Here is a 13,204-nt window from a genome sequence, read left to right on the forward strand (position 1 = left end):
CCTTGCCCGCCGCCGCCGCCGCCGAGAATAACGTGGCAACCCCTCACATTCCACGGCCCGATGTGATCGGATGGTTGGGGGCGATCAGCGCGGACCGCCCGACGAATCATCCGCACACGAAGGGCTGAAACATGGGCACGATCGCAGCGAACATCGTCGACACACTCACGGCGTCGGGGGTGAAACGGGTCTACGGCCTGCCGGGCGATTCGCTCAACGGTTTCACGGATGCGTTGCGCGCCGACGGCACCCTCGAGTGGGTGCACGTGCGCCACGAGGAGGGCGCCGCGTTCGCCGCGTCGGCCGAGGCCGCGCTCACGGGCGAGTTGGCGGTCTGCGCGGCCAGCTGCGGCCCCGGCAACACGCACCTCGTCAACGGCCTCTACGACGCTAACCGTTCGCGGGTGCCCGTGCTCGCGATCGCCGCCCACATCCCGAGCGCCGAGATCGGCTCGAACTACTTCCAGGAGACGCACCCGCAGGAGTTGTTCCGCGAGTGCAGCGTTTATTGCGAGCTCGTCTCCGATCCCGCCCAGATGCCGCGCGTGCTCGAGATCGCCATGCGCACGGCCATCGAGAAGAAGGGTGTCGCGGTGATCGTGATCCCGGGCGACATCCTGTTGAAGAAGGCCGACAGCCCGCGCACGGTCTCGATCCGCCCGACCCAGAGTTCGGTGCTGCCGTCGGCCGAGGGTCTCGCCGAGGCCGCCGCGCTGCTGAACAAGGGCGAGAAGGTCACGATCTTGGCGGGCGCGGGTGCCGCTGGCGCGCACGACGAGTTGTTGGCGCTGGCCGACACGCTGGGCGCCCCGATCGTGCACGCGCTGCGTGGCAAGGAGCACGTCGAATACGACAATCCCTTCGACGTCGGCATGACGGGTCTGCTCGGTTTCGCGTCGGGCTACCGCGCCATGGAGACGTGCGACACGCTCCTCGTGCTCGGCTCCGATTTCCCCTACCAACAGTTCTTCCCCGAGAAGGCCGTCAAAATCCAGGTGGATGTCCGCGGCGAACAGCTTGGCCGCCGCACCCCGCTCACGCTGGGCCTCGTCGGAACCGTCAAGGACACCGCGGCGGCCCTCACCAACCTCGTGGAGCGCAAGAAGAAGCGTTCTCACCTCGAGGACGCCCTGAAGCACTACAAGAAGTCGCGCAAGGGCCTCGACGACCTCGCCGACAACGACCACAACCGCTCGCCCATCCACCCGCAATACCTGACGCGCCTGATCGACGAGTTGGCCGACGATGATGCCGTCTTCATTCCGGATGTCGGCTCCCCCGTCACCTGGGCGGCTCGCTACCTGCACATGAACGGCAGGCGCCGCCTCATCGGATCGTTCAGCCACGGCACCATGGCGAACGCCGTGTCGCAGGGGCTGGGTGCGCAGGCATCCCACCCGGATCGCCAGATCATCGCGCTGGCGGGCGACGGCGGTCTCACCATGCTGATGGGCGAGTTGCTGTCGCTCGTGCAGAACAAGCTGCCCGTGAAGATCGTGGTCTTCAACAACTCGTCGCTCAACTTCGTCGAGGTCGAGATGAAGGCCGCGGGCATCGTCAACTACGGCACCGACCTGGTGAACCCGAACTTCGCCGAGGTGGCGAAGGCCATGGGCATCCACGGCGTGCGCGTCGAGAAGCCCAACGACCTGTCGGATGCCCTCCTCGAGGCCTTCGAGCACGACGGCCCCGCGCTCATCGACGTTGTCACGGCGCGCCAGGAGCTCTCGATCCCGCCGACCATCACGGCCGAGCAGGCCAGCGGCTTCACGCTCTACGCGCTGCGCACGGTCATGTCCGGCCGCGGCGACGAGCTCCTCGACCTCGCCAACACCAACGTCCTGCGCCGCATCTTCGACTGACCAGCCTCACGGAACATCTTTTTCGCATCTGGGATATTCCATCTGAACCATTCCCGCCGGAATATTCCATATGGAATACGGACGAGACCTCACTGCTGGCGGCGTCCTACCCCGGTTTCACGCTCGCCGTCACCGCAACTACCCCGGTCTTCGCCCTCGTCGCGGGAGAGGACTGTTCCGGTTGGAATATTCCATCCGGAATAGTTCGCCTGGAAGAGGAAAATCGAGAAAAAAAAGTCCGTCGCGGTTGGCCGTGAGAGGGAGGGGCGTGGCGCGCGCATGCGCTCCCACGCCCCCGAGTCAGGTGCTGCTAGCTTTTTTCGACGCCGGAGGTGTCGTTCTCGTGGCCCGGGTCGTCGGCCGTGCCGTCGGTGTCGCCGTGGGTGACCTCGTCGCGCGACGGCTCGTCGGCTGACGCCTCGGCAGCGGACTCGTCGGGCTGCTGCGGGTCTTCGGCGGTCGAGACATCCGATTCGTGCGCGCCCGACTGGATGTCGGGGGCCGCGAGACGGATGCGGTCGGCCGACTCGTCGTCGGGCTGCTCCTGCGAGGCGCGCTCGGCTTCCACCCGCTTGAGGTAGTTGTCGATCTCGCGCTGCGTGCGCTTATCGTCCCAGCCGAGCGCCTCCTGCATGAGCGCGGCCGCGACCGGCGCGGCAGAGACTCCGCGGTCCCAGGCCTCGATCGAGATGCGCGTGCGGCGGGCCAGGACATCCTCGAGGTGCAGGGCACCCTCGTGCGTGGCCGCATAGACGACCTCCGCCTGCAGGTAGTCGTCGGCGCCCGGCAGCGGCTCCTTCAACTCGGGGCGTTCGCGAATGAGATCGAGCACCTCATCCGACAGGACACCGAAGCGGTTGAGCAGGTGCTCGACCCGCGTGGGGTGCACGTCGAACGCCTTCGCGATCTTCGCGCGCTTGTTCCACGCGGCCTGGTAGCCCTCGGCGCCCAGCAGCGCCACGTTCTCGGTCACACTCTCGGGGATCTTGCCGTCGAGAGCGGATGCCGCAGCATCCACCGCGTCCTTCGCCATGATCCGATACGTCGTCCACTTGCCACCCGCGATCACCACGAGCCCCGGCACCGAATGCGCCACCAGGTGCTCGCGCGACAGCTTCGACGTCTGGTCGCTCTCCCCCGCGAGCAGAGGTCGCAGCCCGGCATAGACGCCCTCGACGTCGTCGCGCGTCAGCGGCACCGCCAGTACCGAGTTGACGTGTTCGAGGATGTAATCGATGTCAGCGGCTGTCGCGGCCGGGTGAGCCTTGTCGAGGTGCCAATCCGTGTCGGTCGTGCCGATCAGCCAGTGCCGGCCCCACGGAATCACGAAGAGCACACTCTTCTCGGTGCGCAGCAGCAGACCCATGTTCGACTGGAAACGGTCGCGCGGCACCACAAGGTGCACACCCTTCGACGCGCGCACCTTGAACTGCCCGCGCTCCCCCACCATCGACTGGGTGTCGTCGGTCCACACGCCGGTCGCGTTCACGACCTGCTTCGCGCGCACGTCGAATCGCTCGCCCGTCTCCAGATCGTGCGCCTTCACGCCGACGACCCGCTGGCCGACCTTGAGGAACCCTTCGACCCGCACCCGGCTCGCGGCGTGCGCGCCATAGTAGGCGGCGGTCCGCACCACGGACGCGCCATAGCGCGCGTCATCCACCTGCGCGTCGTAGTAGGTGAGCCCACCGACAAACGCGTCGGATGCCAGCGATGGGAGAGCCCGCTGCACACCACGCTTCGACAGGTGACGGTGGTGCGGCACACCGGGCGGCCGACCACCCGTGTAGGAGAACAGGTCATACAGCAGCATGCCCGCGCCGATGTAGAAACGCTCATAGAACCGCTTCTTCAGCGGGTAGAGAAAACGCACGGGCTTCACGAGGTGCGGCGCGATGCGCTGCAGGAGCAGGCCACGCTCGGTCAGGGCCTCGCGCACCAACCGGAAGTCGAGCTGCTCGAGATAGCGGATGCCGCCGTGCACGAGTTTCGACGACCGGCTCGACGTTCCCGACGACCAGTCCCGGGCCTCGAGGATGCCCGTCGACAGGCCGCGCGTCACGGCGTCGAGCGCACTGCCCGCGCCCACGATGCCGCCGCCCACGACCAAGATGTCGAGCTCTTTCTCCTTCAGGGCGGCGATCGCCTGGGCGCGTTCCTCCGGCCCGAGCTTCGTCGTTCTGCCGTTGTCGTCTCGGCCGTGATTCGGATGCGCCATCGGAGTCCTCCTGGGTAACCGCCTGCCGCTTCCGCCGGATCGGTGACCGCCACGACAGGCGATGTCGGCCACGTTCCCGACGCTAATACGCCCGCGGCATGCGAACAAGCGCTTGTGCCGCACATCCGCTCACAGTATGAGCATCGCTCGCACCTCGCACCTCGCTACGCGTCAGCGCATCGCGTCAACGAGGCAGGCCGGCAGGGGCGCCTTTCGCCGGAAACACGTGATGCCGACCCCCGAAGGGACCGGCATCACGGAAAGGTGCAGAGTGCGAGAGGTCAGCTCACGCGGTAGGGCGCAACGACCACGTCGATGCGCTGGAACTCTTTCAAGTCGGAGTAACCCGTCGTCGCCATCGAGCGACGCAGGGCGCCGACCAGGTTGGCCGTGCCATCCGCCGACGTCGCGGGCCCGTAGAGGACCTCTTCGAGCGTGCCGATCTGTTCGACGGGAACGCGGTTGCCGCGCGGCAGCTTCGAGTGATGCGCCTCGGCACCCCAGTGGTAGCCGTGGCCGGGCGCGTCAGTCGAACGAGCGAGGGCGCTGCCCAGCATGACCGCGTCGGCGCCGCAGGCGATCGCCTTGACGATATCGCCCGACGTGCCGAGGCCACCGTCGGCGATGACGTGCACGTAGCGGCCGCCCGATTCGTCCATGTAGTCGCGGCGAGCGCCGGCCACATCGGCGACGGCGGTTGCCATGGGGGCGTGGATGCCGAGCGTGGCGCGCGTGGTCGACGCCGCTCCCCCGCCGAAGCCGACGAGCACGCCGGCCGCGCCCGTGCGCATGAGGTGCAGCGCAGCCGTGTAGGTGGATGCACCGCCCACGATGACGGGAACGTCGAGCTCGTAGATGAACTTCTTCAGGTTGAGCGGCTCTTGGTTCTTCGAGACGTGCTCGGCCGACACCGTGGTGCCGCGGATGACGAACAGGTCGACGCCGGCCGCGACGACGGTCTCATAGAGCTCCTGCGTGCGCTGCGGCGACAGCGCACCCGCAACCGTTACACCGGCCGCGCGGATCTCGGCAAGCCGAGCCGTGACGAGTTCGGGCTTGATGGGCTCGGAGTAGATCTCCTGCATCCGAGCGGTGGCCTGGGCCGCGCTCAGCTGCGCGATCTCGGCCAGGTAGGGCTCGGGGTTCTCGTACCGCGTCCACAGCCCCTCGAGGTCGAGCACGCCGAGTCCCCCGAGCTGCCCCATCATGATGGCCGTCGACGGCGACACCACCGAGTCCATCGGTGCCGCGAGGAACGGGATGCCGAACTGGTAGGCGTCGATCGACCACGACACCGACACGTCTTCGGGATCGCGCGTCCTGCGCGAGGGAACGACCGCGATGTCATCGAAGGCATAGGCACGTCGGGCGCGTTTGGACACACCGATCTCGTTTTCGTAGCTCACCCCCCTACCTTATCGTCGCCGACGCCCGGCCCCTCTCGCGCGGCATCGGCTTCCCATCCCCGGCGAGGCCCACGGACACCCCCGACAATTGCCCCGCCGCTCCCTTGCGCCACTCCCTCCGGCCCTTCCCATCCGGCCCCCGGCAGGACGAAACCCCCGCCTCGCAGTCGAGACGGGGGTTTCGGTCAAGCGGTGCGCGTGCGCGTGCGCGTGCGCGCTAGCGGTAGTTCGGGGCCTCGACGACAATCTGCACGTCGTGCGGGTGCGATTCCTTGAGGCCGGCCGGCGTGATGCGCACGAACTTGCCCTTCATCTTGAGCTCCTCGATCGAGCGAGCGCCCACGTAGAACATGGACTGACGCAGGCCGCCGATGAGCTGGTACGAGACCGCCGAGACCGGCCCGCGGTAGGGAACCTGACCCTCGATGCCCTCGGGGATCAACTTGTCGTCGGAGGGGACATCCGACTGGAAGTAGCGGTCCTTCGAGTAGGACGTCTTGGTGCCGCGCGTCTGCAGAGCGCCGAGCGAACCCATGCCGCGGTAGCTCTTGAACTGCTTGCCGCCCTGGAAGATCAGGTCGCCGGGGCTCTCGTCGGTGCCCGCGAGCAGCGAGCCCAGCATGACGGTGTCGGCGCCGGCGACGAGCGCCTTGGCAATGTCGCCCGAGTACTGCAGGCCACCGTCGGCGATCACGGGAGTTCCCGATTCGCGGGCCGCGAGGGATGCCTCGTACACCGCGGTCACCTGGGGAACGCCCACCCCGGCCACGACGCGGGTGGTGCAGATGGAGCCGGGCCCGACGCCCACCTTGATGGCGTCCGCACCGGCGTCGATGATGGCCTGAGCGCCCGAACGCGTCGCCACGTTGCCGCCGATGATGTCGACGCCCGCGAAGGCCGGGTCGTTCTTCAGCTTGCGGATGACGTCGAGCACACCGGCCGAGTCACCGTTGGCCGTGTCGACGACGAGCACGTCGACACCGGCGTCGAGCAGGGCGCCGGCACGCTGCCACGCGTCACCGAAGAAGCCGATCGCAGCGCCCACGCGCAGGCGGCCCTCGTCATCCTTGGTCGACAGCGGGTATTGCTCGGTTTTGACGAAGTCCTTGACCGTGATGAGGCCCTTGAGCTTGCGGCGCTCGTCGACGAGCGGCAGCTTCTCGATGCGGTGCTGCGCCAGCAAAGCCATGGCCTCGTCGGAGGAGACGCCCACGGGCGCCGTGACGAGGTTGTCGCTCGTCATGACGTCGCGCACGAGCGTGGTGGCCTTTTCGAACGGCGAGACGAAGCGCATGTCGCGGTTGGTGACGATGCCCACGAGCACGCCCTCGCCGTCGACCACGGGCAGGCCCGAGACGCGGAACTGTCCGCACAGCGCATCGACTTCGGCCACCGTGGCGGTGGGTGTGGTCGTGACGGGGTTGGTGATCATGCCCGATTCGCTGCGCTTGACGCGGTCGACCTGGTCGGCCTGGTCTTGGATCGAGAGGTTGCGGTGCAGGATGCCGATGCCACCCTCGCGGGCCATGGCGATGGCCATGCGCGCCTCGGTGACGGTGTCCATAGCACTCGAGAGCAGCGGGGTATTCAACCGGATGCGCTTCGTGAGACGCGATGACGTCTCGGCTTCACTGGGGATGACGTCGGTGTGCCCGGGCAGAAGCAGCACATCGTCGTAGGTGAGACCGACAAAACCGAAGGGATCCGGCTGATCCATCATTTCTCTTTTCCATGTTCGAGGCCGAGCAGAAGGCGGATTCACACCTCTGGGGATCCGGTACTTAATACTAAACGAGCTGTACCCCCTTGTATTCCTCGGCTCCAGGCCCCACTATCGGGCAGTGGCCGTCAAAGTGGACGGGGTGAAAAAAACGAGTGCTGTGCCGGAAACATATTCGACACATACCCGCTGTAGCGTCGGCCACCAGTCAGCGCACGAAGACGGAAACTGGGGGCAACCGCCCTCCCGTCTCACACAATGGAGGTGCAGCTTGGGCCGTTCACGACCACACGCGATGGTGGGTCGCCTCGCCCTGGTATTTGCCAGTGTCTTATCCGTCTGTTTCGCTCTCGTCGTCAGTATCGGGATGCCGGCCGCCAGCGCCTCTGCGGCCGCCCCGGCATCCGTCGACACCGTGCACCTGTCGGCGACCCCGGCACCCAGCCCGGAACCCACGAGCGACTTCACCAGCACCTTCACGGTGTCGGGAATCATCAAGTCCGGGGACGAGGGCGTCGAAAGCGTCGACGTCGCCGTCTCGGGCAACGGATTCGACGAAACCGTCAGCACGAACGCCCAGGGCCGCTGGACCGTCAACGTTCCGGAACCCGGCACGTACACGGTCGCGCTCGACGAGTCGACCCTGCCCGACGGCGTCGCCCTGCGCGACGGCACCGAGGCCAGCAAAGAGATCACGCTCGCTCAGACCAACTCGGTCAGCGTGCTGTTCCCCACGGGTGAGGACACCCGGCAGACCACGGGGTTCGGCGAGCAGCTGCTCATCCGCATCGTCGCCGGCCTCAACTTCGGCCTGCTGCTGGCCCTCGCGGCCATCGGCATCACGCTGATCTTCGGCACCACGGGCCTCAACAACTTCGCCCAGGGCGAGATGGTCACGTTCGGCGCCATCATGTCGTGGGTGTTCGGCGTGCTGCTCGGCCTCAACATCGTGGTTGCGACCATCGTCGCCGTGCTGCTGGGCGCCGTCTTCGGCTATCTGAACGACGCCGTGATCTGGAAACCCTTGAGGCGCAGGGGGGTGAGACTCGTGCAGGCCATGGTGGTGTCCATCGGCCTCTCGATCGTGTTGCGCTACGTCTACCTCTTCAACATCGGCGGCCAGACGAAGACCATGAACGTGGGCCTCTCGACACCCGTCATCATTGGTCCGCTGCGTTTGACGGTCGCCACGCTCATCAGCATGGGCCTCAGCGTCGTCGTGCTGCTGGCGGTCGGATACTTCCTCACCCGCACGCGCATCGGTAAGGCTACGCGCGCCGTGTCGGACAATGCGTCGCTCGCCGCCGCGTCCGGCATCAACGTCGACCGCATCATCCGCATCGTGTGGATCTTGGCCGGCGCCCTGTCGGCCCTGGCCGGTGTGATGTTCGCGCTGTACCGCCAGGTCTCCTGGGACATGGGGTTCCAGATCCTGCTGATGATGTTCGCCGCGGTCACACTCGGCGGGCTCGGAACGGCCTTCGGGGCGCTCATCGGCTCGATCGTCGTGGGGCTGTTCGTCGAGCTCTCGACGCTCGTGCTGCCGCCCGACCTGAAGTACGCCTCGGCTCTCGTCGTTCTCATTCTCGTTTTGCTCGTTCGCCCGCAGGGCATACTCGGCCGCCGCGAGCGGATCGGTTAGGGAGATACTCATGGACTGGGGAAATATTCTCGGCAATGCGGCGGGCGAGCTGATCAGCCCGACCACCGCCGCCTACGCCCTCGCGGCCATCGGCCTGAACATTCACTTCGGCTACACGGGCCTGCTGAACTTCGGCCAGGCAGCCTTCATGCTCATCGGCGCATATGCGTTCGCCATCTCGGTTCTCACGTTCGGCGCGCCGCTCTGGGTGGCCGTGCTGGCGGCGTTCGCGGCATCCATTCTCTTCGCCTTCGTGCTTGGCATTCCGACGCTGAGGCTGAGGGCGGACTATCTGGCCATCGTGACCATCGCGTCGGCCGAGATCATGCGTTTCGTCGTGACGACGACCTCGCTCACGAACGTGACGGGTGCCGCCAACGGCCTGAGCAACTTCTCGGGCGGTTTCTACGACATCAACCCGCTGCCCGAGGGCCGCTACGGTTTCGGCCCGTTCGTCTATTCGTCGGACCAGTGGTGGGTGCGCCTCGTCGGCTGGGGCATCGTGCTCCTCGCCACCCTGCTCGTGTTCCTGCTGATGCGCAGCCCCTGGGGTCGCGTCGTCAAGGCCGTGCGTGAAGACGAGGATGCCGTGCGCGCCCTCGGCAAGAACGTCTACTCCTACAAGATGCAGGCACTCGTGCTCGGTGGTGTCTTCGGCTCGCTCGCCGGCGTGATCTTCATCCTGCCGCGTGCCGTCCAGCCCGCTAACTACGGAACGGCGCTCACGTTCTTCATCTGGACGATCATGCTCCTCGGTGGGGCCGCGACCCTCTTCGGCCCGATCATCGGCGCCATGATCTTCTGGGTCGTGCTGTCGCTCACGCAGGGCATCCTCTATGGACTCATCGATGTCGGCATCCTGTCGTTCATCTCGACCAGCCAGGCCGGCCAGATCCGATTCATCCTCGTGGGTCTCGCACTCATGCTGCTGGTGATATTCAGGCCACAAGGCATATTCGGTAACAAGAAGGAGCTGTCGTTCAGTGTCTGATCACTCGTCTTCTGCAGCAACGCCCGTGGGCACGGCGACCTCCGTGCTCGAACATCCGCTCGTCGACGGCCCCGTCGGCCCTGGATGTCGCAAGACCGACCCCATCGTGATCGCCGACGGCGTGACGCGGCAGTTCGGGGGCCTGACGGCCGTCGACGTCGAGCACGTCGAGATTCCGCGCGGCCAGATCACCGCCCTCATCGGACCGAACGGCGCCGGCAAGACAACGCTCTTCAACCTGCTGACGGGCTTCGACAAGCCCAACACGGGCACCTGGCAATTCGACGGCAAGTCCCTCGCGGGCGTCTCGGCCTACAAGGTGTCGCGCTCGGGCATGGTGCGCACGTTCCAGCTGACCAAGTCCCTCGGCCGCCTCACCGTGCTGCAGAACATGCTGCTCGGTGCGCAGAAGCAGAAGGGCGAGAACCTGTTCCGCGCCCTGTTCCGCGCCCTGTGGAAGGGTGAAGAGGCCGACATCACGACCAAAGCCGAGGAACTGCTCGCGCGCTTCAAGCTCGACGAGAAGTCCGAGGACTACGCGGCATCCCTGTCGGGTGGCCAGCGCAAGCTGCTCGAAATGGCGCGCGCCCTCATGACCAACCCGCGCCTCGTCATGCTCGACGAGCCCATGGCCGGCGTCAACCCGGCCCTCACGCAGTCGCTCCTCGGGCACATCAAGGACCTGAAGAGCGAGGGCATGAGCGTGCTCTTCGTCGAGCACGACATGCACATGGTGCGCCACATCTCCGACTGGGTCATCGTCATGGCCGAGGGCAAGATCGTGGCCGAGGGGCCGCCCGAGAAGGTCATGGAGGATCCGGCCGTGATCGACGCCTACCTGGGCGCGCACCACGACACCGACCTCGGCGACATCGACGGGCCCAACCCGGTCGAGGAGGCCGAGAAGGCCGCCGCCGCGCGTCACGCCGACGAGCACGATGACCACGAACAGAAGCACGGGAAGGACGAGGCATGAGCCACGCAGCCGAGCCGGATGCATCCGGAACCCCCACCACCGGGGCTGCCACGACAGCCGGCACCGCCACCGCCGAGCGCGCCGTCATCCGCACCGATGTGCTCGTCGCCGGTTATCTGCCGGGCGTCAACATCTTGAACGGATGCAGCATCGAGGCCCTGCCCGGTGAGCTCATCGGCATCATCGGCCCCAACGGCGCCGGCAAGTCGACGCTGCTGAAGGCGATCTTCGGACAGGTGAACGTGCGCTCCGGCACCGTGCACCTGAACGGCGAAGACATCACGGGGCTCAAGGCCGACAAGCTCGTGGCCAAGGGTGTGGGCATGGTGCCGCAGAACAACAACGTGTTCCCCGGCCTGACGATCGAAGAGAACCTCGAGATGGGCATCTTCCAGAAGCCCAAGCTGCTGAACGAGCGCATCGACTTCGTCACGACGCTGTTCCCCGAGCTCGGCAAGCGTCGCAAGCAGCGCGCCGGTTCGCTCTCGGGCGGCGAGCGCCAGATGGTGGCCATGGGCCGCGCGCTCATGATGGAGCCGAGCGTGCTGCTGCTCGACGAGCCGTCGGCCGGCCTCTCCCCCGTGCGCCAGGACGAGACGTTCCTGCGCGTCAAGCAGATCAACAAGACGGGCGTCTCGGTCATCATGGTCGAGCAGAACGCTCGCCGCTGCCTGCAGATCTGCGACCGCGGCTATGTGCTCGACCAGGGCCGCGATGCCTACACGGGCACCGGTCGTGACCTCATGAAGGACCCCAAGGTGATCGAGCTGTACCTCGGCACCCTGGCCGCCGATCAGGATGCGGCCCGGGGGATCTAGCCCCGAGCATCCCCCACGCGTTGCGCGACCCGCGACGCAGGAAGCCCCGACCGCGTGCACGGTCGGGGCTTCTTTGTGTGCGCCGGGCCCGGGGCGCCCGGCGCCTCTCGGGCTCTCGTCGTTGACATACTGTGTGGCACACACTAACGTGTGGCATATGCAAGACAAGGATGCGACGTACTTTCAGGAGCTCAGGCGCGGCACGGCCGTGCTCGCCTGCCTCCTCGCGCTGCGCACGCCCAACTACGGCTACGCCCTGCTCGAGCATCTCGAGGCCGCGGGCATCGAGGTCGAGGGCAATACGCTCTACCCGCTGCTCCGGCGCCTCGAGGCGCAGGGCCTGCTCACGAGCGAGTGGAACACCGACGAGGCCCGCCCGCGCAAGTTTTACAGCACGAGCCAGGCGGGCATCGACCTCGCCCAGCGCCTGTCCGCCGATTGGGAGCGTCTCACCGACTCGCTCCGGCACCTGACCGAAGGGACCGCACGATGAACGCCTCCGCCTCCGCCTCCGCCTCCGCTTCCACCCCGGGCGCTGGCGCCACTGCCGCCTCCGGCGTCACTCTCACCGACCGCTACATCTGGGCCGTCGTGCGCGCGCTCCCCGAGGCGCAGCGCGCCGACGTCGATCGCGAACTGCGCGCCAGCATCACCGATGCCCTCGAGGCGCGCCTGGAGGGCGGTGAGGACGCCTCACACGCCGAGCGCGACATCCTGACCGGTCTCGGCGAACCCGCCCGCCTGGCGGCCCGCTACGCCGATCGCCCCCTGCACCTGCTCGGCCCCGAGTACTACCTGGCATGGAAGCAGCTGCTCATCCTCCTGCTGGCGATCATCGTGCCGCTCGCGGCCGTCGCCTCGGCCACCATCCAGGCGCTCACGGGTGCGACCTTCGGCGGCGTCATCGGTTCGGCCATCGGGCTCGCGATCTCGGCGGGCGTGCACGTCGCGTTCTGGACCACTCTCGCCTTCGTCGTCGTCGAGCGCACGCGCACCGACCGGTCGCCCCTCGTGCCGTTCTCGCTCGACGCGCTGCCGCAGCCGCCGCGTGCCGGGCAGCCGGGTCTGGCCGGATTCGTCTGCACCACCGTGCTGCTCGCGGCCTGGATCGCCGCACTCATCGGGCAGCAGTTCTGGCCATTCGTGACCGACGCGTCGGGCGAGACCATCCCGGTTCTCGCGCCCGCGCTGTGGCCGCTGTGGGTCGGCGTCTTCGTCCTGCTCGCTGTGCTCGAGATCATCTGGGCATACGCACTGTGGTCGACGGGCCGATACACCCGGATGCTGTTCCTCACCGGCGCCGCGCTCTCCGTCGCTTTCGCGGTGATCGCCTCCATCCTTCTCACGCAGGATGTGATCAACCCCGAGTTCGCGCGCGCCGTCGGTATCGCCGAGTGGACGGGGCGCGGCAAGGTCGTCAACATCGTCGCAGCCATCGCGGTCGGCGCGGTCGCGGCCTGGCGCATCGTCGATGGATGGATCACCTTCGCGGCGTCGCGCCGGCAGGGCTGAGGCGCCGCCAGGGCTGAGGCACCAGCAGGGCTGAGGCGCCGGCGGGGCTAAGACACCGC

Annotated in this window: 10 protein-coding genes; 7 read left to right on the forward strand and 3 right to left on the reverse strand. The window is 67.1% G+C overall.

Annotated features, from left to right (window positions below):
• The first annotated feature begins 131 nt into the window (after nucleotides 1-131).
• On the forward strand, nucleotides 132-1,862 hold the full coding sequence (gene poxB / locus ACUWEX_RS11755; protein ID WP_079728093.1) for a ubiquinone-dependent pyruvate dehydrogenase: 1,731 nt from the start codon (nucleotides 132-134) through the stop codon (nucleotides 1,860-1,862).
• Nucleotides 1,863-2,172: 310 nt separating this feature from the next.
• On the opposite strand, the gene ACUWEX_RS11760 is transcribed toward poxB, so the two are convergent.
• From ACUWEX_RS11760 to guaB, 3 genes are all read right to left on the reverse strand, one after another.
• Entirely contained in the window at nucleotides 2,173-4,080 is a 1,908-nt protein-coding gene (locus tag ACUWEX_RS11760; protein WP_445996376.1) for a glycerol-3-phosphate dehydrogenase/oxidase, read from the reverse strand.
• A 281-nt stretch (nucleotides 4,081-4,361) separates the two neighbouring features.
• Nucleotides 4,362-5,486 carry a GuaB3 family IMP dehydrogenase-related protein gene (locus tag ACUWEX_RS11765; protein WP_079728091.1) on the reverse strand — a complete coding sequence of 375 codons (1,125 nt, stop codon included), beginning with the start codon at nucleotides 5,484-5,486 and terminating at the stop codon, nucleotides 4,362-4,364.
• Between the two features lie 217 nt (nucleotides 5,487-5,703).
• Nucleotides 5,704-7,203 carry an IMP dehydrogenase gene (gene guaB / locus ACUWEX_RS11770; RefSeq protein ID WP_079728090.1) on the reverse strand — a complete coding sequence of 500 codons (1,500 nt, stop codon included), beginning with the start codon at nucleotides 7,201-7,203 and terminating at the stop codon, nucleotides 5,704-5,706.
• Nucleotides 7,204-7,573: 370 nt separating this feature from the next.
• Here guaB and ACUWEX_RS11775 point away from each other — a divergent pair, with 370 nt between their 5' ends.
• The 6 genes from ACUWEX_RS11775 to ACUWEX_RS11800 all read left to right on the forward strand — a co-directional run bounded on the left by ACUWEX_RS11775 (nucleotide 7,574) and on the right by ACUWEX_RS11800 (nucleotide 13,145).
• Nucleotides 7,574-8,848, forward strand: a complete 1,275-nt coding sequence (locus tag ACUWEX_RS11775) for a branched-chain amino acid ABC transporter permease (protein ID WP_234991130.1) — start codon at nucleotides 7,574-7,576, stop codon at nucleotides 8,846-8,848.
• Between the two features lie 10 nt (nucleotides 8,849-8,858).
• The gene (locus ACUWEX_RS11780; RefSeq protein ID WP_445996377.1) at nucleotides 8,859-9,839 is read left to right on the forward strand and encodes a branched-chain amino acid ABC transporter permease; all 981 of its coding nucleotides are present in this window, start codon (nucleotides 8,859-8,861) and stop codon (nucleotides 9,837-9,839) included.
• A gap of 25 nt (nucleotides 9,840-9,864) precedes the next feature.
• Nucleotides 9,865-10,815, forward strand: coding sequence for an ABC transporter ATP-binding protein (locus tag ACUWEX_RS11785; protein ID WP_445997641.1), 951 nt, complete (start codon nucleotides 9,865-9,867; stop codon nucleotides 10,813-10,815).
• Nucleotides 10,812-11,633 (forward strand): ABC transporter ATP-binding protein, encoded by an 822-nt coding sequence (locus ACUWEX_RS11790; RefSeq protein ID WP_079728086.1) that lies wholly within the window; start codon nucleotides 10,812-10,814, stop codon nucleotides 11,631-11,633. The genes ACUWEX_RS11785 and ACUWEX_RS11790 overlap by 4 nt, the downstream gene beginning before the upstream one ends.
• 157 nt (nucleotides 11,634-11,790) lie before the next feature.
• Nucleotides 11,791-12,126 carry a PadR family transcriptional regulator gene (locus ACUWEX_RS11795; protein WP_445997642.1) on the forward strand — a complete coding sequence of 112 codons (336 nt, stop codon included), beginning with the start codon at nucleotides 11,791-11,793 and terminating at the stop codon, nucleotides 12,124-12,126.
• Nucleotides 12,123-13,145, forward strand: a complete 1,023-nt coding sequence (locus tag ACUWEX_RS11800; protein ID WP_445996378.1) for a permease prefix domain 1-containing protein — start codon at nucleotides 12,123-12,125, stop codon at nucleotides 13,143-13,145. Before ACUWEX_RS11795 ends, ACUWEX_RS11800 begins: the two co-directional genes overlap by 4 nt.
• The last annotated feature ends 59 nt before the right edge of the window (nucleotides 13,146-13,204 follow it).

This window comes from Okibacterium fritillariae (genome assembly GCF_052783725.1).